We start from the raw sequence: 21795 nt of genomic DNA, 5'->3' as shown, positions 1-21795 counted from the left end.
TGGTGCTGCGGACTCGGCGGGCGCGGTGGGCTCGGCTGACTCGGCGAACTCGCCTGGCTCGGCGGACGCGGCAAACTCGGCGGACTCGGCAAACTCGCCGGGCTCGGCAGGCTCGATGGGCGCGGCCGGCTCGGTGGGCGGGTCATCGCCGGCGTCCGTCCCGGTAGACCTCCAGGACGAGTTCGACGGCCCGGACGGGCGCGGCCAGGCCGCCGGGCGCGGGCAGCGCCTCTTCGAGGACGACGCCGTCGGTGTGCCGGGACAGCCATTTGGCGAGGCAGCGCAGGTGCAGGGCGTTGCCGAGGTCCGCCAAGTGCGGCTTGGGGCGGGCCAGCCGGCTCAGGAAGTCCTCGGTGGCCCGGCCGGTGGGAGCGCCGGCCACCGGGTGCAGGAAGACCTGCTCGGGCAGGCCGAGCAGGGCCCGCCAGTTGGCCGCGGCCGCCGCGGGGACCCGGCCGGGCCCGGTGTCGGCGGCGAGGTCGGCGCGCAGCCGGGCCACCACGCCGGACGGCAGCAGCCAGCGGCGGCGCTGGAGCACCACGTGCCGGTGGCGCAGCCGGGAGCTGACGGTGACCCTGCCGCCGGGTGCGGCCAGGGCCCGCCGGGGGGCGAGGGGCCGGAAGTCGACGACCCCGCCCGGGTGGTCGCCGAGGTGGGGCGCGATACGAGCCGGCAGCAGCACGGGGGCGAGGAAGCCGGGGTACAGCACGTCGAGCGGCTCGCCGGTGGTCCGCAGGCATATCCGGACCTGGTCGGTGGCTTCGTCGTGGACGAGTTCCAGGTCGGCCTCGGCGATCGGGGTGCGGTGCCGGTCGGGGCCGATCTCGTCCGGGACGAGGAGGGGGTGGAGGTTGGCGTTGAACCCGCCGACGGGGCGGATCTGGGCGGGGCGGGCGCCGGGACCGAGGCCGCGCCGGATCTGCCGGGACACCTCGGCGGTGGCACGCGGGTCCAGGGAGTCCAGGAAGCGGCTGGCGAACCGGCCCCATCCGCCGTAGACGTGGTTGACGGCCAGCAGCCCGGCGGCAGGGTCGCGCTGGAGGAAGTAGGCGTAACTGAGGGGCCGTTCGACGGTCGGGGCGGGGAGCCGCTCCCCGAGGGTCTTGAGGAGGTCCGCGGGGAGCACCGCCTCGTCGAAGGCATCGGAGGCACCGGAGGTGTCAGAGGCGTAAGGGGCGTCGGAGGGATCCGGGGTGTCGCGGCCTGCGGGACCGTTCCGGTCCCGCAGGGCGTCGGCGACCTCCGCACGCAGCCGGGCGAGCGGTTCGGTTGCGCTGGGGAACGCGTCCCGGTCGGCGGGGTCGAGGAGGGCGATGCGTCCGGCGGACTCCCAGGCGGCGGTGACGTCGGCGCCGAATTCCCAGGGGTGCGCGCAGCGTCCGCCGGCGCCGTAACGCTCGACGAAGCGGTCCCGGACGGCGCGGCGGACGAGATGGCCGAGGTCGAAGAGTTCGGCGAGGGCGGTGACCTCGCCGAGCGCCTCGTGGTCGGCGGCGCCGAGGAAGCCGTCGAGCGCCAGCGGGTGCGGGGCGACCACGTCCTCGGACAGGACGGTCAGGGGGGCGGAGGCGGTGGGCACGGGCCTCCCGGCGGCCGCCAGCTCGGCGGTCCAGCGCCGGGTGAGGTCGGTGAGCCGGTCGGGGCGCTCGGCGGCCGGGGCGGCGGCGAACCGGGCCGTCAGCGAGCCGAGTTCGGCGATCCGGGCGGCGCGTGCCGCGTCCTCGGGGTGGCCGGGCGCGAAGGACCGCAACCAGGCGGCGAGGCGTTGCAGGGGGTCCGGGTCCTGCGGGGGAACGGGGTCCTGCGGGACCAGCAGCCCGGCACGTACGAGCTGGTCGAGGAAGGCCGCGGCCGCAGCCCGGTCACCATCGCCACCACCACCGTCACCGTCACTGCCGCCGGCCGGGCAGAGGGCCGCGGCAAGCTGCCGGGTCAGCTCCGCGAGCAGTACGGGGTTCTCGGCGAGGCCGGTGAGCAGGCGTAGCGGTCCGCCGGAGGCGACTTCCGCCTCGTCCTCGGCGGGCACGAGGTACCGGCCGCCGGCGAAGGAGGGCTGGTCGCGGAAGTACGCGGCCCGTCCGCCGGCGGTCCGTGCGGTGCTGGTGATGCGGTGGGGCAGCGCGGTGCGGCGGTGCGGCGCGTCGAGGAGGGCGAGGGTCAGTGCGGTCGTCAGGGTGCGGTTGGCCCGTACGACGGACCGCAGGGGGCCTTCGAGGACGGGGGCGGCGCCCCAGGAGGTCACCGGGCGGGCCGGGCCGTCGGCGGGGGCGCCGGCCAGCGGGCCCCATCCGACCGCCGTGAACCACGACAGCGGGCTGGTCTTGGTGCTGGCCCGCAGGGCGTAGCGCAACACCGTGGGCTCCTCCTTGCGGGCCCGGCGGTCGGCCGCGCCGGTGGCGGCACGGTTCACGGCGCGCAGCAGGTCGGCGCTGGTCAGGGCGGTGGCCTTGGCGAGGGCGGGTTCGCGGCAGAGGGCGGCGAGCCCGGCGCGTTCTGCGTCGAGGGCGGGGCCGGTGGCGGCGTCGAGGGCGGTGAGGAGGGTGTCGCGGTCGGCGCGCAGGGCGAGCCAGGAGGCGAGCCGGGGAAGGCGGGCCGGCAGGTCGCCGAGGCGGGCGAGCACGGCGGGGCGGGGTTCGCGGCCGTTGTGCAGGGCCCGGCGCAGGGGCAGGACGACGTCGCGGTGGAAGTCGGCGGGGTGTCCGTCGCGGGCGGCGTACAGGTCGTCGCAGAGCGGTGCGGCGGTCAGGGCCAGTTCGGTGTCGAGCCGGTGAAGGCGGGCCAGTAGGTCCCGGAAGGTGGCCGGGGCCGGGTGCTGGGCCGGGTGGGCGAGCACGGTGGCGCGGGCCAGCGCGTAGGGCGCGGACCGTACCCGGTAGCCGTCGGCGCCGGGGGTGGGGTGCGGCTGCGGCATGGGTTTCCGTCCTGTGGGTGGGGGCGGCGCGCGGGCTTCCCGCCGGGCGCGGGGCACGGCGGGAAGCGTCTACCGAGCGGTGGTGCCGTGGTGCGTTCCTACGGTGGTGCGCTGGTCGGTGGTGCTCCCGTCTTCCCTTAGACGGGGAGTTCGGGCATCTGCGGGTGGGCGCAGGAGGACGATCCGCAGGAACAGGAGCTGCCACCGTTGGACGCGCCGCCCTCGGGCAGCGCGACCGTGTCCCGCATGGAGGTCACGGTGAGTTCACCGAGGTCGAGGTCGTCGAGGTCGTAACCGGAGGACTGCGTGTGGTCGGTCATGGGTTTCCTCTCGTGTACGGGGTCAGGCCTCGAGGGCGACCGAGGCGTGCGGCTGGGCGCAGGACGACGAACCCTGGCAGGAGCAGGAGCCCCAGGACGCCCCGCCCTCGGGCAGGGCGGCGGTGTCCCGCATCGAGGTGACGGTGAGGTCCCCGAGGTCGAGCTCCAGATCGTGGAGTTCGACCGCGGGGGTACGTGCGGTGTCGGACATATGAGTCTCCCGGGATGTGGAAGCGGAAAGCCGAAGGTGCACTGAACGTCCGTCGAGCGGATCGTTCGGAAAGCATTGCGAGGTCGTCCGGACGGCGGCAAGCGCATGGGGCTCCTGCTCGCTACCTCGGCAAGTCCGGTTCGACTTAGTCACGTCACTGCCGGCCAAAACCAGCCGTGGACATGTTTCCGGCCGGATTTCCGACCGCGCCCCCATATTCCCCGGGGCGGCTCGAGCCCCGCCGGAGCGTAAGCGCCCGCATTTCCCGGCGGGGTCACGGAAATGACGATGCAGGGCCTGAATTCAGCCAATCTAATGGACATTTATCGGCGACGGACGGGGGGACTGCGGCGGCGAACAGGGAATCCTCCGTCTTCGTCGCGGCACACGATGCCGGGGGCTCTCGGCGAGGCCGGCGGGCGGTCCAGCCAAGGGCCGGTCGGCGGCGTGCGCCTGCGCGAGTGGACGACGCTGGAAGTGAGGTCAGGGCGACGAGTGATCGGGCCCCGAAGCATCCGTGTCGCCCGTTCCGACCGGGGCCGGTCCGCCGGGCGTCGGCAGGACCCTCGGGTTCCCCGCGTCCTCGCCCGGAGCGTGTCCCCGGGCCGTGCATCACAGGCACTGCGGGCTCGGCCCGCGACGGTGTGGTCACGGTGCGGTGCGGTGCGGTCACCGTCGCCTGGCACGCCGGAACCGGTCCGGCCACGGTCGAACAGCCGGTCTGTCGAGATCCGAGGTCAGGGATGGCACGCCAGAGCAAGCACCACGCACTCGACCACATGGTGGTCGTCGTGTTCGAGAACCGTCGTTGGACAACGTACTCGGCCGGCTGTACGGGCCCCAGGACGGCAAGACGTTCGAGGGAGTGACCGGCAGGGACCTCACGAACCCGGTTCCGGAATGGGCCGAGCACGGCGCCGACCGCAAGGTGGTGCCGTACACCGTGGCAACGGACATGGACAGCCCCAATCCCGATACGGGGGAGGAGTATCCGCACACCAACACGCAGCTCTTCAACATCCTCGGCGTGCAGAACCGCTTCAAGGTCGGCGAGGACATCTCGGCGCCGTACAACGCGCCCGAGCCCGGCCGGGCAGCCACGATGGACGGCTTCGTCACCGACTACATCAGCACCTTGACCGGCGAACTGGGCCGCCAGCCGACCTACGACGAGTACGCGCAGGTGATGACCGGGTTCACCCCGGAACAGATCCCCGTACTGAGCGGCCTGGCGCGCCTTCGGCGTGTTCGACCACTGGTTCAGCGAGGTGCCGTCGCAGACGTTCACCAACCGCTCGTTCTGGACCGCGGCGACGGCCTCGGGGCTCGTGGTGAACTCGCCGGTGAAGAACTGGGTGCTCGAGAACGATGCCGAGACGATCTTCAACCGGCTCGAACGGCACGGCCGGACGTGGAAGGTCTACGTCGCCGAGCCGGACCGGTTCTCCATCACCGGCCTGATCCACTACCCGCGGCTCAGGGACCGCTTCGACACGCACTTCGTGCCGTTCTCCCAGTTCGAGACCGACGCCGGCAACGGTGACCTGCCCGACTTCTCGTTCATCGAACCGAGCCTGGTGCTCGGGCACGGGGACTACCACCCCGCGTTCTCGCGCGTCCTCGGCCACGGCATCGTGATCCCAGGCGTCGACCCGCCGTCCTCGATCCTGGGCGGCGAGGCGTTCCTGGCCCGGATCTACAACGCCTACAGGGCGATGCAGTCGCCGACCGGGTCGAACGTGTGGAACACGACCCTGCTGATCGGCTGGGACGAACCCGGCGGCACCTACGACCACGTCCCGCCCGGGCGGGTGCCGCCGCCCGACCCGTCCGCTCCGGCCGGACAGCTCGGGTTCACGTTCGACCGCTCGGGTTACCGGGTCCCGGCGGTCGTGGTCTCCCCCTGGGTGGCCGAAGGCGCGGTGTTCAACGAGGAACACCGCCACACCTCACTGATCGCGACCCTGCGCGAGCAGTGGGACCTCGGCGCCCCGCTCACCGCGCGAGACGCCGCCGCCCGGACCATCTCCCACACCTTCACCCTCGACACCCCGCGAGACCCGGACACCTGGCCGACGCCGGCCCCGCATCCCGTGCCCCGGTACGTCGAGGACGCCCTGCCGGTGGGCAGGACCCTCTCCACTCTGGGCAAGGCGGCTTTCGAAGGGATTCGCGCACGATCACGACATCCGTATCGAGGGACTCCCTGACGATCCCAAGGCCGAGGTCCCCCCGGAACAGGCCCTGCAGATCATGCGTGACTTCCTCGCCATCCACTTCCCCCGCCTGGTGCCACCCACCCGGGTACCGGAGGCCCCGCACAACTGACGCCCGGGCATTGCGCGGCAGGACCCGGGAGGCGCCCCTGCGGACATCACCTGCCGGAACTGCGCTCCCGCCACCCGTGTGACACCTGCCCGGATCCGGCCCGGACGGGGACGCGCCCCGGGAGCAGCCGTACGTACTGGCTGTTCCCGGGGCGCGGTCGTGCGGGCTCGGCCCGCCGGGCGGATCAGTACTCGTAGAGACCGAACATGTCGACCACCATGTCGGTGGGCTGCCAGCTGCGGTTCCAGAGGTCGATGACGCCGTGCTTGCCCGTGCTCGCCTGGACCAGGTTCGGGACGGTCGCGCCCTTCGTCCAGTTCAGGTTGGAGGAGTTGGGCGGTGTCGGCCGGATCTGGGTCCCGCCGAGGTACTGCGCCCAGGTGTTCGAGTCCGGAGCGACCGTGAGGTGGCCGTCGCCCTGGGTGTTGGTGACCGTCGCGTTCAGGACGTAGCCCGTGACCCACGGCTTGCCGTCCCCGAGGGGCAGGTAGCTGTAGTCCTGGCCCTGCACCGGGGACCACTCGCGCGAGTCGTACAACCGCGTGGGCTTGACGGGCAGGTAGGCGGCCTTGCTGTCCGGGCTGTAGTAGCCGACGACGTCCACGATCACGTCGGCCGGATCCCAGGAGCCGTTGCGGATGTTGATCCTGCCGTCGGAGCCCACCGGGACGATCACCGAGTTCGCGATCGTCTGGCCCCCCGTGAAGTTCACGTTCGACGTGGACGGGGCCTGCTGCCCGCTCGGGAAGAGCGTCAGGTGGCCGGCGTTCCGCGGGTTGGTGACCGTCACGTTGAGGGCTACGGCGGTGACCCCCCAGGACGGGACGCCGGCCCTGCCCGCGATCTGGACCGGGAACGTGCTCTGCCCGGCGACCTGACCCCACGAGGTGCCGAGGCCCTCACGGCTGTCGACGATGCGGGCCGGGTCCAGCGAGGTGTAGCCGCTGGCGTTGGTGCGGGTGAAGTACCCGGTGACGTCCGCGATCAGGTCCACGTCGCCGTAGCTGCGGTTGACGAGTTCCACGTAGCCGTCCGAGCCGACCGGCACGATCGTCATGTTCGGCACGGTCTGCCCCGCGACGAAGTTGACGTTCGAGGTGTTCGGCTGCTCCGTGCCCGACGGGTAGGCCGTGATGTGGCCGCCGGAACGGGCGTTGGTGACGGTGAGGTTGAGGGCCACGGCGGTCGCGTCGGCCGGAATGCCGCTGTTGCCGCCGATCTTCACTCGGGCCGTGCCGTACGGGACGACCGGGCCGGCGGTGGCGCCGGTGCCGTCGCGGGTGTCCAGCAGCCGGGTCGGGCCGTGCGGGGTGAACTTCGAACCGTACGCCTGGACGTCCACGCTGTTGGTGGCGGTGACGTTGTTGTTCAGGTCGGTCAGCGTGACCGTGACCTTGTGGGTCCCGACCTCGGCGAACTTGTGGTTCGACTTGAGGAGCTTGGCGTTGGTGGTGTGCGCGGTCTCGGTCTGACCGTCACCCCAGTTGATCTCGACCCGGATCGAGGACTCGACGCTGGTGCTGATCTGGGACGCCAGGCTGATGCCGTGCGCGGTGGTGCCCGAAGCGAGCAGGTCGACCGCGAGGCCCGGGTTGTCCTTCACGGCGCCGGCGGCCTGCGGAGCGGCGGCCGTCTTGCCGTTCTTGCCCGCATCGGCTGGCGCGGCGGCGGTGGCCTTGCGCACGGTGCGCTCGGCAGGGCTGTGGAAGACGGCGGAACCCGCCGCCGCGGCCTTCGCGGAATCGATCTTGGCGGCAACGCTGCCCGTACGGTCCGCAGGCTGGTCTGAGGCCTGGGCCACGTTCGGTACGAAGCCGATGGCTGCCGCGACGACGGCAGCCGAAATCATGACGCGGTGACGCTGCACCGGTCCCCCCTTGCTTTTGAACTTGTTCAGAAAGTGAAGCGCGTTCAGCATACACACACCGATGGTCGATCCGAACACTCTTTCGGATCATGTGAACGCCCTGTCGACGAGGACGACAGGACGTTCATGGTGGTTGCACCGGGCATGATCGAATTGTTGGCAGCACTCGGAGCCCGGCGGACGGGGCGTGACCTCGCACTTCTCGCACCCTCGGGCCAGGTCGGGGTGCAAGGTCGGCCGGTGAAGCGATCTCATTGGCGTTCGGCGTGAAGATCAGGAACACTCGCGCGCATGGTCTCGGTATTGCAGAACGTGGCGATCGACTGTGCGGATGCCTACGAGCTGGCCCGGTTCTGGAGCAGCGTGACGGGCCGTCCGCAGCATCCGGAGGACAGACCGGGTGACCGGGAGACTCAGGTGCTGCTGGCGGAAGGCCCGGTCCTGTACTTCAACCAGGTGCCCGAGACCAAGACGATCAAGAACCGGATCCACCTGTGCCTGCGCCCTGAGACCTCGCGCGATCAAGAGGTGGACCGGCTGCTGGGCCTCGGCGCCACCCTCGTCGCCGATCACCGGAACCCCGACGGTTCAGGCTGGGCCGTCCTCGCCGACCCCGAGGGCAACGAATTCTGCGTTCTGCGCAGCGAGTCCGACCGAGCCGCCATGAATTCCTGACCGTCACGCGCCGCCCTGGTCCAGGCGGAAACGATGCCGATGCCGCGTGAGCCGGGGCGGCCGGCGCGGGGGCGGTCAGGCGACCAGCTCATAGATGCCTCGGGCCGTCAGCCACAGGCCGACGAGCAGGGAGAGTGTGACGATCAGCTGCTCCTGATGCTGCTCGAGCCACGTCCGCAGGGCGTTCAACCTGGCGCCCGCGGCCGCCGGTGCCCAGACCGTGTACGTCTCCATGACGATGAGGCCGAGCGTGGCCAGCAGGCAGTAGCCGGCCAGTGCGAGCCAGTCGGTGAGGGAGGAAAGGTCCGCGGCGACGACCGTCGCGGCGCCGGCGCCGACCAGCGCCCAGGGCTGCAGCAGCCAGGCCAGCCCGGCGGCCGTGGCCAGTGAGGCACCGTCCACCCGAGCGGTCCAGCGCGGCGGGCCGTGCGGGCGAGGCGGCCGACGGCGCCGGTGTGCGCCGTACAGCACCAGACCCAGGCCGATGGCGAGTTTCGCGCACGCCGCGGCGGTCGACGGCGCGGTGTGGCGGGCCGGGGGCTCGCCACCGGTCAGCAGCACCACACACGCGATCACCACGACCAGGTTGGCAAGCCACGACAACAGGAACGCCAGGCCCTTGCGGACGCCGCGCCGCGAGGAGAGCAGCAGGATGAAGGCGCTGTTGTGCAGAGGCCCCAGGGTGATGGCCATACCGATCACGACCAGGTCGAGGACCATCAGTGCAGTCACTCCCGGAAGCCAGGCCGTCTGCCGCCTTCGAACGGGTGAGCCGAAGAACGGGGTCGGGCGGCGCTGTCACGACACCGCGCTCCGACTCTGCGGGCGACGGCCCGACCGGTCAAGCAGGCCACGCGCACGTCCCCGAATGCCGCACCGCGCGCGGGCGGTAGGGGGAACGTCCGGCAGTTCGCGAGGCATGCCGGGAAAGGACCGTCGACAGCTGCGTGCGCCGCTTCAACGCGTTGACCCCAGGTGCGGTTCGGTGCCGCCACCTCGAGGTGCGGCGGGCCGGCCGCGGTTCGTTCGGCCGACGACGTATTCGGCAAGCCGCATACCGCCGGCGCATCGCCGTCAAAGAGGGTTGACCGTCAGTCTCCGATGAACGTGGAGAGACGTCCTGCGCGGACGTAATCCGGTACTTGGCGCCGGCAATGCCCTCGTTGACCCACCTGGCGCGATCAGCGCCGGGCTGTGTTCCGGCGCCCCGCGGAGCCTCCTGCGGGCTGCCGCCCGTCGGCCCTCAGTCCTTCCGCTTCGGCGCCGGCTTGGCGAGCGTGCGGTAGCCGGGGTGCACGCCCGGCGTCAGTTCCTGCTGCGCCGCGACGCGTTCGAGGAGTTCCAGGAGCTGCGCCCGCCCGTCGGGGTCGAGGGCGGCCAGCAGGTCGTCCTCGTGGGCGGAGGCCACCCGGGAGACCTTGCCGAGACTCCGCCGCCCCTCGGGTGTGAGGTGCAGTTCGTGGTTGCGGCGGTCCCCGGCGCTGCGCCGCCGCTCGACCAGCCCCTCGCCCTCCAGGGCGTCGATCAGCGCGACGACGCGGCTGGGTACGACGCCCAGGTCCTCGGCCAGCGCGCGCTGACTGCGCCCCGGCCGCCCGGCGACCATCCGCAACAGGCCGACATCGGCGGGGGTGAGTCCGAGCGCGGCGACGCGTTCCGCGAAGCGCCCCGCGGCGTGGGCGCCGATCTGGGCGAGGAGGAAGGCCGCTCCTCGCGGAGCCGGAGCCGGAGGCTGGGCCTCGGCCTCGGCCGGAGCCGGGGCTGCGGAGGGATCTGGTTGCCGGGCGGTGTTCACGCAGCTATCGTACGCGACACGAAATGATTCTCTCAAGTGAATCATTCTTCTCCAGAACGGATTGTGCCGTGGAAACGATCGAGAGCCGTGTCCCGCGCGAAACCCGTACCACCGCCCCGCAGTCCGGCCCGCCGCCCGGCGTCCTCGCGGTGGTCTTCACCGCCCTCTTCCTCGCCGGCCTCGTCCTCAGCACCCTGCTGGCCGGCGGCGATCCGTTCCCGTCGCCCTTCGGCGCCGCGGACACGATCACCGCGTACTTCCGCGACCACGGGGACGCGGTCCGGGTCTCGGGGGCCCTGCAGTTCGCCGCCTCCGTCCCCCTGGCCATCTACGCGGCAACCGCCTCGGCCCGCCTCCACCGGCTCGGGGTCCGGGCGCCCGGCGCCACCATCGCCCTCGCGGGCGGGGTGCTCGCCGCGGCGTTCCTGGCCTGCTCCGGACTGGTCACCTGGGTGCTGTCGCACGGCGAAGTCACGCAGCGGCCGGAACTCGTACGGGCCCTGCAGTACCTGGCGTTCGGCCTCGGCGGTCCCGGCCACGTGGTCATGCTGGGCCTGCTCGTCGCAGGGATCGCCGTACCCGGGCTGCTGGCCGGACTCCTGCCGCGTGCGCTGGCCGTCGCGGGTCTGGCCGTGGCCGCCGTCGCCGAGCTGGCCACCCTCGTGCTGCTGACCGAGCAAGCGGCCCTGCTCCTGCCGGTCGCCCGCTTTACGGGGCTGACCTGGCTCATCGCCGCGGGCTTCCTGCTGCCGCGCCGCCGTGCCCGCGCCCGCGTCCCCGAGGAGGGCTGACATGACGACCACCGACCGGAACGCCGACCAGGCGGAGCGCCTGCTGCGCTTCCACCAGCCGGAGAAGCTCCTGCGCTACCTGGGCCCGCTCGACGAGCCGGTGCTGGCGGCCCTGTTCGGGACCGATGCCGGAGACTACCGGGGCCGGCTGGAGCGGTTCGAGGACCGCAACCGGGAGGCAGCGGCCGCACTGTCGGCCGAACCGGGCGCGGCCTCCCGTATCGCCGCGCTGCCGTTCCGGCCGGGTGAGCACGTCGTGGCCCTCGGCGAGAGCACCACCGCCGACCGGCTCTCCTGGTTCGGGATCCTGCGGCACCTGCTTCCCGAGGGCGTACGGTGCACCAACCTGGCCGTGTCGGGGAGCACCACCGCCCAGGCGCTGGCGCAGCAGCTGCCGGTGCTGGGTTTCCAGCGGCCCGACTGGGTGCTCTGCATGCTCGGCGCGAACGACGTGCAGCGCATCGACCGCACCCCGCTCGTCGACTTCGCCGAGACCTGCCGCAACCTGACCGCGCTGCACGACCTCGCGGTGGCCCGGACGGGAGCCCGGTGGGTCTGGCTCACCCCTACGGGCACGGACCCCGACCTGGTGGAGCGGTACGAGCACTTCCGGCGGGCCGGGCTGAGCTGGTCCGAGGCGGACCTCGACGCCGTGGCCGGCTTCCTGCTGGACCGGCCGGAGGCGGTGGTCGACACGCGCCACGCGGCTCGCGGCCACCACGAGGCCGACGGCCTCCACCTCACCCCCGTCGGCCAACGCGCCGTCACGGCCGCTCTGTTGGAGACCCTCCACCCCTGACGGCCCCGAGCCGCGCACGCACTCCTTACTGCCGGCAGCAAGTGCGCGGCTCGGCCTTGGCGCTGCCCAGTTCCTCGGTGTCGGTCTCGGTCTCGATCAGCCGTACATCGCCAGGCGGTAGAGAGTCGCAAGCGCGTCGTCGATGGGATGGGGCTGCGGCCTGCCGGAGGAGTCGAGCCTGTTCCACCTCTGCAGGTTCACCGCGACCGCCATCTGCCGCTTGCCGTCGGCACGGGTCATGGCCAGCGCCCCACCACCCCAGACCGTTCCGCCATGGCCCCAGAAGACGCCCTGACCGGGACCCTCCATCGGATACAGGCCGAGGCCGTAGTCGATCGTCTTCCTCTCTTGGGAGATGACCGGAACGGTGCGTTGCATCTGCGCCAGCGACGACGGGCTGACGATCTCCCCTGCCAGCAGCATGCCGAAGAAACGGTTGAGGTCCGCGACGGTCGATATCAGCGAGGCCGACGGCCCCGCATATGACATGTCGAAGACGCTGTAGTCGCGCGGCGGGTCGATCATGCCGAACCACGCCTCGTAGAGCTGCGAGTGCGGTCCTTCGACGTACGGTCCGGTGGGGAACCCGGTGTCCCGGAGCCTGGCGCGCTCGATGACGTTCCGGGTGATGTACCGCTCCGCCGTGGCACCGCTCACCTCTTCCAGGAGCTGGGCCAGGAGCAGGTAGTTGGTGTTGGAGTACAGGCCCGGGGCGCCGCCCGGGGGGCCGAAGGCGGGTGCGGTGACCCCCATCTCGATCAGTTCCGTGGGGTCGAACCGCGTGAACCGGTGGTCGTCCATGCTCTGGGGGCTGGTGCTCGCGAGGTCGGGGTACGCCTTGAAGGAGGGGTAGGCGTACGGGAGGTACTCGGCGAGGCCGCTGGTGTGGTTGATCAGCATCCGGACCGTGATCGTGTCGCCGCGTTCGCCGGGAACCAGCTTCGGAAGGTACTGGCCGATCGGTGTATCGAGACCGATCTGACCGCTCTCGACCAGCTGCAAGACCGCTGCCGCGGTGAAGGTCTTGGTGATGCTGCCGACACGGTGCCGCATGTCGGCGGTGACGGGACGCCCGGTGGCGACATCGGCGACCCCGGCGGCGCCGCGCCAGACCTGATCACCGTCCCGTAACTCGGCGAACAGGCCAGGCACCCCTGCGCGGTGGACGGCTTCGAGGGCTGCATCCAGCGCCGTGGAATCCAGTGGGTTCTTCACGTCCTGCGTCCTTTCGTGTTCCCCCGGGCGGGCACCGCATCGGTCGCCTGACCCGGGTGACAGGGCACGCGTGGCACGTCGGCCCGCCTACTGCCGGGTCGCTCGGCACACTCATGCCCTCATTATGCACGCAGTGCGTGCAACACCAAGTGCACAGGTACACTGAGTCCGACGAGAGGGGCGAAATGACAGGTCGAAGGCGCTGGTCGACCGAGGAAATCCTCGATGCGGCAGTGGAGTTGCTGCGCACGAGCGACACAGAGTCGTTCAGCGTGCGCAAGCTCGCCGCAGCCCTCGGGACCGATTCCTCCAGCCTCTACCGGCACTTCCGCAGCAAGACCGAACTGCTGCGCGCGGTCGCCGACCGGATCCTCCTGGCTTCCATGGACGGCTACCGCCCCGAGGGCGACTGGAAGCAGCGCATCACCACCCTGGCCCTGCGCGTGAGGGAGGCGTTCGGCCAGCAGCCCCAGCTCGCCGCGGTCTGGGGGCGCTACGCCTCGGGCGGCGCCGGTTCCCGGCTGGTCGTGGAAGAGGTACTACAGGCCCTGCGCGCGTCGGGACTGCCCGACGAGGAGATCCCGGCGCGCTACCACCGGCTCGCGGTCCTCATCGCCGCACTGATCGCCTCCGAGGCCGCAGTCAGCAGCATCACTTCGGAAGAGCACGAACAGAGCATGGAGCTGTTCCGCGTCGCGATATTCGGCGCCGACCCCGAACGCTTCCCGGCCCTGGCCCACTTCGCCCGGGACGTCCGCCCCCTCGGGGTGGACCGCCGCGCCGCGTTCGAAGAGATCCTCGCCGCCCAACTCGCCCACATCGAGACCGCAATCCGCCCGCGCTAGCGGGGGTTTCGGGCCCATCAGCCCTGGCCGCGTCGTACGGTGGGCGACCGCCGTTTCCGGGGCCGGGGCGCCCGGATCGACGGCCCGTGCACTCGGGCAGGAGGTCTGCGACGGCGGTACGGATGGCGCCGCGGCTGACGTCATGGTCGCGGGCGAGGGCGGCGATGGAGCGGCCTCGCCGGTACACGGGTGGCGGGCGCCGCCGCCGGGCCCCGGAAGGCCCGGGTTTATTGGACGCTCGCCGCGCCGCTGTCGTCATTCGTTCCTTTGGCGAAATCAAAGACGCGGAGGCCGGAGATCGGCGGATCCAGGTCGAGCGGGGCCGGGTCGCGCTCGTCTCCTCGGTCGGGTCTCCGGACCAAGCGACCAGATGCCCCCTGGAAATGAGCTCAATGGCACCGGTCGCCTCGCCGGATCTTCCCCGTTCCCCGAGCGCGGCAAATAAGGCAGGCGGGCATCGGGGCGCAATGAGCGATATACGGAACGGTGGAATGCGCGATGTGCCATACCGTCAGCCGCCACGGATTCAGCCGCAGGGCCATGGCTCACCAAGTAAGTCAAGACTTACCTTCAGGGAACTTTGATCGTATGGTATGGCTCGAATCGAAGGAGCCCCCTGTTGTCGAAAATGAATGATCCCGCTGTGCGTGCACTTGAATCGGAGCGGGATTACGTGTCCTCCTTATACGAGTTGCTCACCGAGCGGCTTTCCGAGGCGCGAGCACACCGAGCGAGTGTGCTGAAGGCCCCGGCGGAAAGCCCCGGTGAGGCATACGAGAGAGAAACTGCCGCCGAGCGTCTGGCCAAGGAAATCGGCCGGCTGGAGGGCGCCGAGAAGGGGCTGGTCTTCGGGCGCATCGACTGGCCGGATGGCACGGCCCTGCGCATCGGGCGGATCGGACTGCATACGGAAGAGGACGACCTGCCCTTGCTCGTGGACTGGCGCGCGAACGCGGCGCGGCCCTTCTACGAGGCAACGCCGGTCCACCCGATGGACCTGCGGCGACGCCGGCACCTGCGCCTCGAGGAGCGCACGGTCATCTCGGTGAGCGACGAACTGCTGGACGGGACCGCCCCGACCGACGAGGACGTCGTGGGGGACGGCCCGTTGACCGAGGCTCTGTCGGCACGGCGTACGGGCAGGATGCACGCGGCCGTCGCGACGCTGCAGGCCGAGCAGGACGAGATCGTCCGCTCCGCCCACCGCGGGGTGACCGTGGTGCAGGGCGGGCCCGGCACCGGCAAGACGGTGGTCGCCCTGCACCGGGCGGCCTATGTCCTGTACGCGTTCCCGCGCGCCGCGGAGGAGGGCGTCCTGGTGGTGGGCCCGAACACCCGGTTCCTCGACTACATCTCCCAGGTCCTTCCCTCGCTCGGAGAGAACGACGTCGTTCTGGCGACCTGCCGGGAACTGGCCGGCGTGTCCACGGACATGGTGGACCCGTTCGATACGGCGCGTCTCAAGGGCAGCTCCGACCTCGCCGACGCTTTGGTCGGCCTGCTGCGCGTCCACCAGGCCCCCGCGGGTGACTTCACCGTGCGGGTCGGACAGGAACCGGTTCACCTGTCCGGCGAGGAAGTCGCCACGGCGCGCGACGCCGCCGTGGCGGCCGTACCGGGGCACAACCCCGCGCGCCAGGTGTTCAAAGAGCTCTTGGTCGACGCCGTCACCGACGCGATGCAACGGGACATGGGCGACGTCCTGGAGCAGATCGACGCCGATACCGAAAGAATGACGGGCCTCGACCTCGACCGGTTCACGGGAGCCTCCCGGCGCCGTGTCGAAGGTGCGCCCGATGCAGGTCCGGCCCACGAGCTGGACCTGGACGCCATCCGAGCCGATCTCCTCGACGACGCCGGCGTCGACCGGGCGGTCGAGGAGTTGTGGCCGCGGCTGGTGCCCGGTGACCTCGTGAAGGCGCTCCTGACGAACGCCGGCGCTCTCGCCGAGCACCTGCCCCGCCTGACGGCGCAGGAGCGGTCCCTTCTGCTGCGCGGTCCGGACGACCCGTGGACCGATGCCGATGTGCCGTTGCTGGACGAGGCGGCGAGCCTGGTCGACGGCCCTCCCGAGCGGACGTACGGGCACGTCGTCGTCGACGAGGCGCAGGAACTGACCGCCATGCAGTGGCGGATGATCGTCCGCCGCTGCCCGGCAAGGGCGATGACGCTGGTGGGTGACTTCGCCCAGGCAGGCCCGGTCGCGACGGCACGCGACTGGAAGGAAGCACTGGGCCCCCACGTCGGACCGCGCTTCAAACTGCACCACCTGACCGTCAGTTACCGCACCACGCAGGAGATCCTGGAGAGCGTCCGGGACCTGCTCACGCGGATCGCTCCGGACCAGAAGCCCACACGGTCACTGCGAAGCGGTGAGAGTCCTCGCTCCGTGACCACACAACCGGACGGGTTGGTCACCGCCGTCGTCTCGGAACTCCGCGCCCAGAGCACCGCGCACCCGGGCGAGCTCCTGGGAGTGATCTGCGCGGACACCAGGGTGGGCGAGCTGACGGCCCAGGGCATCGCTCGCCACGCACGCATCGTGCCGGCGTCCGAAGCACGCGGCCTGGAATTCGACGGGGTCGTCGTCATGGACCCCGAGGAGATCAGCACGGCCCGCCCCGGTGGGGAAAGGGACTTGTACGTAGCCCTGACCCGGGCCACGAAGCGCCTCTGCACCATCTCTATGCAGCCCGCCTGACGACTCGGCGCCCGCGTCGTCGCCGCGGGCGCACCCGGCGCGGTACGGACACCGGCCCGCGCGCACGGGGCTGCTCGTGGTCGCACTCGCCGAACCGTCTGATGTGCTCGGTCAGGTGCGCCATGCCTGGGAGATGTCGAGGCGGGTGCCGCTTACGGGTAACGGCGTGCGCCCCTCTCCCCCAACGGCGGCGGAGGTCACACTCCCGCGCCCGCCCCAGCCGGTGCGGCAACCGGGCCGCCGCCCGACATCGCGCGGGCCATCCATGCGGAGGAGCGCACGGTCTGCGCGACGAACGCGCCGCGGCCCACCCCGAGGGTCCGCAAGGCCGGGCCGTGGTCCACTGCGACCAGGGCGGCGGCGCAGGCCAGCAACCCGCGCCACCCGGCGGTCACCGCCCGGCGGGCAGGCTGCGGCAGCCCGGCCAAGCCCTCCCGCAGGCGCAGGCAGTGGAAGGGGACGTGCCGCTCCTCGTCCGCCAGGATCCGGCCCGCGACCTCGGAGACCAGCGGGTCGGCGCCTCCGTCGCGGAGGGCCCGGTAGTACGACAGGGCCACGACCTCGGCGATCATCAGCACCAGCAACTCCACCCGCAGTCCGAGCAGTCGCCGTACCCGGACGAAGGCCGCGTCGCTCCAGTGGCCGTCGAGGGTGCCGGCCCCGCCGGCCGCCAGCAGCAGTTTCAGCATCCGCGCGTGGTTCTGCTCCTCGGCGATGAAGAGCCGGACCGCCTCGGAGTAGACCGGATCACCCGCGAGGTCGGCCTTGCCGGAGAGTGCGGAGCCGTCACCATCCTCGCCGACCTGGAACTTCTGGATGCTGCGGATGATCTCGGCCGGCAGCTGCGCACGGTTCCCCCAGTCGGGGTCACCCAGAGCCGCCCGACGCTCCCGCTCGGCCTCGAACTCGCTCACCCATGCCCCGTACCCAATTTTGATCATGTTCAAGAATCTAGCCACTCTTGAGCGCGTTCAAAAGTGCTGGAGTGTCATGACCGCGTAACAGAACGACACGGACGACCGCCTCCCGGGCCTTCCCCGGACCAAAAAAATGACCAAGCATGAGGGCTCGTCGACCACAACGACGAAGCCTGGCCGTTACGTTGCGGCCTCACCCACGTGGCGGCCGTCAGGGCGGGCACCGTGGCCGAGCGATCACAGTCGAAATGGAGAACCCCCATGAGCACTTACGCCGACCCACTCGTCGACGGTGCAACCCCGATGAGCGCGTACGAGGCGCAGGTGTGGGACACGCTCAACGAGCACTGGCAGCGCCGCAACAACCGCCGTGGTCTGCCGAACTGGGCGAGCAACGCCCTCGGTCGCACCGGTGAGGTCGCGGGAAACGCCGCGAGACGGGTGGCGGACGCCGTGCCGGAGGCGGTCACGGAACCGCTCCGTCGCGCAGGCGACGCGGTCGCCGACAAGGCCATGCGACCGGCGCTCGGAGCCGCGGCAGCGCTGCTCGAGCTGGTCAACGACTGGGCCATGGACCTCAACGACCCGAAGAGCGTCGAGAAGCTCGTCCGCAAGCAAGGTATCGACCTCGACGGTTTCGCCGAGCTACGGCAGCAGGACCTCAAGGTCTGCGACCGGCTGCTGACCCGCAACACCCTCACCTGGCGGACCGCCGGCGCGTTCGAAGGCGGCGCCATGGGCCTGCTGGCCATGGTCCCCGTCGCCGGTATTCCCGTCGCGATGACAGCGGACATCCTCGTCATCCAGGTCCTGAGCGCGTCGATCGCAGCGCGCATCGCGTACTCCTACGGCTACGACGCCAAGGATCCCGATGAGCAGCTCTTCATCCAACGCCTGGTACGCCGGTCCTTCATGGCACAGGCGGCCAAAGCCCAGCCGTTGCGTGAGGCCGCTCAGGCGGCTCACGCGGTCAAGGGGCGAATACGCTGGTCGGACAAGCTCCGCCACGACCACCGCCTCCTGGCCGCCCTTGAGAAGCTGATGCAGCAGCTGGGCCCGGCCGGCTCCAGGGTGCCCGTTCAGAACGTCGCCAAGGTCGTGCCGTTCGTGGGTGTCCTCATCGGTGCCGGCATGAATTCCGCGGTCCTCGGCAGAGTGGCCGCCGACGCCCAGCGGTACTGCCAGACCCGGTTCCTGTGCGACAAGTACGGGCTGCCGATGCCGAGCGCACTGGTGACCGACCAGGATGACGACCCCCAGACCGATGCCACGTGAGTGAGGGCCGCCGGGTCCACGATGCAGCCTCTGCGTGACCTGTCGGCCCACCCCTGCACGGCTTGACTCCGAGCTGCGGAATCAAGCCGTCGACCAGGTACGGGCCATCGCAGGTCACTGGGTGAGGGCGTCACTCCTTCTTGCCGGTGGTGGCGGGGCGACGGCGGGCGACGGTGCCGGTGACGCTGACGGTGATGCCCCGCGCTGGTGGGGCACGGGTGTGTGCGGGGAGGACGCCGGGAGCTCGTCCTGCTGGAGGGCGACCGTACGGGTCGGGGCCGGGATCGAGATGCCCTCCGCACGGAAGCGCCGGTGCAGGCGCTTGATGAACTCGTGCTTGATCCGGTACTGGTCGCTGAACTCGCCGACGCCCAGGATCACGGTGAAGTTGATGCGGGAGTCCGCGAACGTGTGGAAGCGGACGGCCCCTTCGTGGTCGGGGACCGCGCCGTTGATGTCGGCCATCACGCCGTCGACGACCTCGAGGGTCACCCGTTCGACGTGCTCCAGGTCGCTCTCGTAGCCCACTCCCACCTGGACCATGATCGAGAACTGCTGCTCCGGCTGGGTGAAGTTGGTCATGTTCGTCCGCGCGAGACGCCCGTTGGGGATGATGACCAGGTTGTTCGACAGGTTGCGCACCACGGTGTTGCGCCAGTTGATGTCGACGACGTACCCCTCCTCGCCGCTCGTGAGCCGGATGTAGTCACCCGGCTGCACGGTCTTCGAGGCGAGGATGTGCACCCCGGCGAAGAGGTTGGCGAGGGTGTCCTGGAGCGCCAGGGCCACCGCCAGACCACCCACGCCCAGGGCGGTGACCAGGGGCGCGATGGACACGCCGAGGGTCTCCAGGGCGACGAGCACGCCCATCACGAGGACCACGATCCGCGTGATGTTGACGAAGATGGACGCCGACGCGGCCACCCCGGTGCGCGCGCCCGCCACGGACTGGACGAGGCCCGCGACGACCCGTGCCGCGCTCAGGGTGGCGATGAGGATGAGCAGCGCGGTCAGGGACTGGTTCACGAACCCTGAGACCCGCGCGGTCAGCGGCAGGGTCGTGGCGGCCACCGCGGCGCCCGCGATGAGCGCGGCCCCCGGGGCGATGGTGCGCAGCGCGTCGACGATGACGTCGTCCCCCCGCCAGCGGGTCCGCTCGGCGTGCCGGCCCAGCCACCGCAGGAGGCCGCGCAGCAGCAGCCCGGCCGCGGCGCCCGCCGCCAACGCGATGCCCGCGACCAGCCAGTCGTGCAGGACGAGATCGCGGTTCAACGGACCCCCTCCGCTACGCGGCCCCGGCCCGGGGGTGTGGCGGTGGGCGCTGCCGACCGTCGTATGAGGTGTGTCGTCACCTTGTCACCTGTCAGTTCGTCGTGCTGTAAGCCGCGTTCGGGCGTGTGTACGCATTCCGGAACGGGCTGCCATCCTGCCCCATGGCGGGGTGACGCACCGCAGGCGGGGCGGCGGCTACCGCCGTACGGCGGCGTGTTCGAGGACGGCGCGCACCTCCGCGGCGATCGCGCTCTCGTTGCCTTCGAACTCGGGGCCGGTCAGGAGCTGGGGGTCGGCCGGCAGACCGGTGAGTACCGGGGTGTGGAGGTGGCCGCCGGGCAGGTGCGGGGCGAGTTCGCCGCGCAGCCGGTTGGAGCGGTAGGCGACCTCGTTGGACAGGTAGCCGCCCCCGCCGCCCGCGACGGCCCGCGAGCCCGGCGTCGGGCCGTCGATCCGGTCGACGGGGACCGTGCCGCCCGCCGGGATCTCGGTCACCTCGGTGTTGAGGAGGACCGGGTACGGGGTCTGCACGGCGGCGGTCACCACGTCGGCGGGCAGCGTGGTGCGGATGAACTCCGGGCCCGGGCCGAGGCCGGGAGCCGTCACCGGACGCTCGCGGGTGCCGCCGGAGAGGGCGCGCGCGTTGTCGGGGTACGGGTCGGCGGACCGCGCGCGCCCCGCCCAGTCCTCCAGGGTGAAGATGCCGGGGTAGCCCTGGCTGACGGTGGTGATGATGTCGGCCGAGGAGGGACCGGCGGCCAGGCGCGGGGCGAACGCCCGCTCCACGATGCCGGCGTCGAAGTCGGCGTACCGGACGGGCAGGACGACGGCGCGGATCTCGGCCGGGCTGCCGTCGGCGAGGGTCACGCGCCGCCCGTTGAGCTGCAGGGCGGCCGATCCGGACGGGTTGGCGCGGCGGATCTCCGCGTCGAGTCCGAAGGGGTCGAACCCGCTGATGAAGATCCTCCGTACGCCGGGCGCCGTCCGGAAGGCGTTGTCGGTGAGGCCGCGGGAGGCGTCCTCGAAGCGGGCCCGGAGCGCCACCCGGTCCACGGTGAACTTCGGCTGCCAGCGGGCCAGTTCAGCGGTCATACCGAGCCGCGCCCAGTACAGCGGCCGGTCATCCCCGGGGGCCAGGCCGCCGCCGGGCCGCTGTCCCTGGGCCCGCCGTACGGAGGTCTGCCAGAGGGCCTGGCCCCAGGAGTCGAGGAGCCGTTCGGCCTCGGCGGGGCTGCGCGTCGTGCACAGGGCGGCGGGGAACCGTCGTACGAAGTCCCCGAACCCGGCCCGCTCGACCAGGGCGGTGGTGCGGGCGTCCGCGAGCCGCGCCTGTTCGGCGTCGAGCGGTACGGACGCCGGGGGGCGGCAGGCGGACGCGCCGTCGGCCGCGTGCGCGGGTGAGGCGACCGCCACGGGCAGGACGGTGGCGAGGAGGGCGGCGGCCGATGCCGCACGACGTAAGAACATCATGCGATGTGACATTACATAGCGCCCGTCACCCCCACCAGGCACACCGGCCGCAGCCGCCAGGACTGGCTCAACTCCGCCCCTGACGCGTCCGGTTCGCCGTGCGGAGCAGACCCCGGATCACCCATGTACCCCTCGCTGCCGCGCCGTGCCTTCGCGCACGAACGAATCGATCGAATCGATGCAACCGAATCGGGTCGCCGACCGGAATGACCGGAGAACAGAGCCACCGGCGGGTCTTCCCTCGACAGGTCGATTCAGACGCACCACCCAGCCCGCGCCTCCCTGGTTCTCGCTACGGAGCGTGCCGGCCTGCCGGCCGGGCAAGGGTGCCTCCGGCGGCGCTAGGCGCTGGTCTTCCCCCCTGGACAGTCCGCCCCGACCCGGCCGGAACCCGATTCCGGAT

General features: G+C 71.4%; 17 protein-coding genes. 7 read left to right on the top strand and 10 right to left on the bottom strand.

Annotated features, from left to right (window positions below):
- Positions 1–142 precede the first annotated feature (142 nt).
- From OG472_RS39565 to OG472_RS39555, 3 genes are all read right to left on the bottom strand, one after another.
- The gene (locus OG472_RS39565; RefSeq protein ID WP_405942821.1) at positions 143–2911 is read right to left on the bottom strand and encodes a lantibiotic dehydratase; all 2769 of its coding nucleotides are present in this window, start codon (positions 2909–2911) and stop codon (positions 143–145) included.
- Between the two features lie 137 nt (positions 2912–3048).
- On the bottom strand, positions 3049–3231 hold the full coding sequence (locus OG472_RS39560) for a thiazolylpeptide-type bacteriocin (protein ID WP_401610624.1): 183 nt from the start codon (positions 3229–3231) through the stop codon (positions 3049–3051).
- Positions 3232–3253: 22 nt separating this feature from the next.
- Complete coding sequence (locus tag OG472_RS39555; protein ID WP_401610622.1) at positions 3254–3442, bottom strand: thiazolylpeptide-type bacteriocin; 189 nt, start codon at positions 3440–3442, stop codon at positions 3254–3256.
- A 1244-nt stretch (positions 3443–4686) separates the two neighbouring features.
- Here OG472_RS39555 and OG472_RS39550 point away from each other — a divergent pair.
- A complete protein-coding gene (locus OG472_RS39550; RefSeq protein ID WP_405942820.1) occupies positions 4687–5652 on the top strand; it encodes an alkaline phosphatase family protein in 966 nt (321 codons plus the stop codon).
- 302 nt (positions 5653–5954) lie between these two features.
- On the opposite strand, the gene OG472_RS39545 is transcribed toward OG472_RS39550, so the two are convergent.
- Complete coding sequence (locus tag OG472_RS39545) at positions 5955–7619, bottom strand: hypothetical protein (RefSeq protein ID WP_401610618.1); 1665 nt, start codon at positions 7617–7619, stop codon at positions 5955–5957.
- A 309-nt stretch (positions 7620–7928) separates the two neighbouring features.
- Here OG472_RS39545 and OG472_RS39540 point away from each other — a divergent pair, with 309 nt between their 5' ends.
- On the top strand, positions 7929–8312 hold the full coding sequence (locus tag OG472_RS39540) for a VOC family protein (protein WP_401610616.1): 384 nt from the start codon (positions 7929–7931) through the stop codon (positions 8310–8312).
- Between the two features lie 75 nt (positions 8313–8387).
- On the opposite strand, the gene OG472_RS39535 is transcribed toward OG472_RS39540, so the two are convergent.
- Together OG472_RS39535 and OG472_RS39530 are read right to left on the bottom strand one after the other, a co-directional pair.
- Positions 8388–9032, bottom strand: a complete 645-nt coding sequence (locus OG472_RS39535; RefSeq protein WP_401610869.1) for a GAP family protein — start codon at positions 9030–9032, stop codon at positions 8388–8390.
- Between the two features lie 523 nt (positions 9033–9555).
- On the bottom strand, positions 9556–10107 hold the full coding sequence (locus OG472_RS39530) for a MarR family winged helix-turn-helix transcriptional regulator (protein WP_405942819.1): 552 nt from the start codon (positions 10105–10107) through the stop codon (positions 9556–9558).
- A gap of 68 nt (positions 10108–10175) precedes the next feature.
- On the opposite strand from OG472_RS39530, the gene OG472_RS39525 reads away from it, so the two are divergent.
- Together OG472_RS39525 and OG472_RS39520 are read left to right on the top strand one after the other, a co-directional pair.
- Entirely contained in the window at positions 10176–10898 is a 723-nt protein-coding gene (locus OG472_RS39525) for a hypothetical protein (RefSeq protein ID WP_405942818.1), read from the top strand.
- Position 10899: 1 nt separating this feature from the next.
- Entirely contained in the window at positions 10900–11697 is a 798-nt protein-coding gene (locus OG472_RS39520) for an SGNH/GDSL hydrolase family protein (RefSeq protein WP_405942817.1), read from the top strand.
- A gap of 96 nt (positions 11698–11793) precedes the next feature.
- On the opposite strand, the gene OG472_RS39515 is transcribed toward OG472_RS39520, so the two are convergent.
- Positions 11794–12912 carry a serine hydrolase domain-containing protein gene (locus OG472_RS39515; protein ID WP_405942816.1) on the bottom strand — a complete coding sequence of 373 codons (1119 nt, stop codon included), beginning with the start codon at positions 12910–12912 and terminating at the stop codon, positions 11794–11796.
- A 185-nt stretch (positions 12913–13097) separates the two neighbouring features.
- Here OG472_RS39515 and OG472_RS39510 point away from each other — a divergent pair, with 185 nt between their 5' ends.
- Together OG472_RS39510 and OG472_RS39505 are read left to right on the top strand one after the other, a co-directional pair.
- Positions 13098–13757, top strand: a complete 660-nt coding sequence (locus OG472_RS39510) for a TetR/AcrR family transcriptional regulator (RefSeq protein ID WP_401610608.1) — start codon at positions 13098–13100, stop codon at positions 13755–13757.
- Between the two features lie 628 nt (positions 13758–14385).
- Complete coding sequence (locus tag OG472_RS39505) at positions 14386–16458, top strand: HelD family protein (protein WP_405943242.1); 2073 nt, start codon at positions 14386–14388, stop codon at positions 16456–16458.
- A gap of 197 nt (positions 16459–16655) precedes the next feature.
- Here the strand turns inward: OG472_RS39505 and OG472_RS39500 are convergent, their stop codons facing one another.
- Positions 16656–17399 carry a ferritin-like domain-containing protein gene (locus OG472_RS39500; RefSeq protein ID WP_405942815.1) on the bottom strand — a complete coding sequence of 248 codons (744 nt, stop codon included), beginning with the start codon at positions 17397–17399 and terminating at the stop codon, positions 16656–16658.
- Positions 17400–17636: 237 nt separating this feature from the next.
- Between OG472_RS39500 and OG472_RS39495 the strand changes: the two genes are divergently transcribed.
- On the top strand, positions 17637–18650 hold the full coding sequence (locus OG472_RS39495; protein ID WP_405833976.1) for an EcsC family protein: 1014 nt from the start codon (positions 17637–17639) through the stop codon (positions 18648–18650).
- A gap of 114 nt (positions 18651–18764) precedes the next feature.
- Here OG472_RS39495 and OG472_RS39490 read toward each other — a convergent pair whose 3' ends face one another.
- Both OG472_RS39490 and OG472_RS39485 read right to left on the bottom strand, forming a co-directional pair.
- Complete coding sequence (locus tag OG472_RS39490; protein WP_405942814.1) at positions 18765–19922, bottom strand: mechanosensitive ion channel family protein; 1158 nt, start codon at positions 19920–19922, stop codon at positions 18765–18767.
- 195 nt (positions 19923–20117) lie between these two features.
- A complete protein-coding gene (locus OG472_RS39485; protein ID WP_405942813.1) occupies positions 20118–21392 on the bottom strand; it encodes a pyroglutamyl peptidase in 1275 nt (424 codons plus the stop codon).
- Positions 21393–21795 lie beyond the last annotated feature (403 nt).

It is taken from the genome of Streptomyces sp. NBC_00207, assembly GCF_045160965.1.
Taxonomy (GTDB): Bacteria; Actinomycetota; Actinomycetes; order Streptomycetales; family Streptomycetaceae; genus Streptomyces.
The sequence above is the reverse complement of the archived record's forward strand: the minus strand, read 5'-3'. Positions and strand labels throughout refer to the sequence as shown.

Excerpts from the sequence above, each read along its gene's own strand:
- OG472_RS39500 (WP_405942815.1), bottom strand. The coding sequence starts at position 17,399 with ATGATCAAAATTGGGTACGGGGCATGGGTGAGCGAGTTCGAGGCCGAG.
- OG472_RS39565 (WP_405942821.1), bottom strand. The coding sequence starts at position 2,911 with ATGCCGCAGCCGCACCCCACCCCCGGCGCCGACGGCTACCGGGTACGG.
- OG472_RS39485 (WP_405942813.1), bottom strand. The coding sequence starts at position 21,392 with ATGATGTTCTTACGTCGTGCGGCATCGGCCGCCGCCCTCCTCGCCACC.
- OG472_RS39535 (WP_401610869.1), bottom strand. The coding sequence starts at position 9,032 with ATGGTCCTCGACCTGGTCGTGATCGGTATGGCCATCACCCTGGGGCCT.
- OG472_RS39520 (WP_405942817.1), top strand. The coding sequence starts at position 10,900 with ATGACGACCACCGACCGGAACGCCGACCAGGCGGAGCGCCTGCTGCGC.
- OG472_RS39495 (WP_405833976.1), top strand. The coding sequence starts at position 17,637 with ATGAGCACTTACGCCGACCCACTCGTCGACGGTGCAACCCCGATGAGC.
- OG472_RS39505 (WP_405943242.1), top strand. The coding sequence starts at position 14,386 with ATGAATGATCCCGCTGTGCGTGCACTTGAATCGGAGCGGGATTACGTG.
- OG472_RS39560 (WP_401610624.1), bottom strand. The coding sequence starts at position 3,231 with ATGACCGACCACACGCAGTCCTCCGGTTACGACCTCGACGACCTCGAC.
- OG472_RS39540 (WP_401610616.1), top strand. The coding sequence starts at position 7,929 with ATGGTCTCGGTATTGCAGAACGTGGCGATCGACTGTGCGGATGCCTAC.
- OG472_RS39545 (WP_401610618.1), bottom strand. The coding sequence starts at position 7,619 with ATGATTTCGGCTGCCGTCGTCGCGGCAGCCATCGGCTTCGTACCGAAC.
- OG472_RS39510 (WP_401610608.1), top strand. The coding sequence starts at position 13,098 with ATGACAGGTCGAAGGCGCTGGTCGACCGAGGAAATCCTCGATGCGGCA.
- OG472_RS39555 (WP_401610622.1), bottom strand. The coding sequence starts at position 3,442 with ATGTCCGACACCGCACGTACCCCCGCGGTCGAACTCCACGATCTGGAG.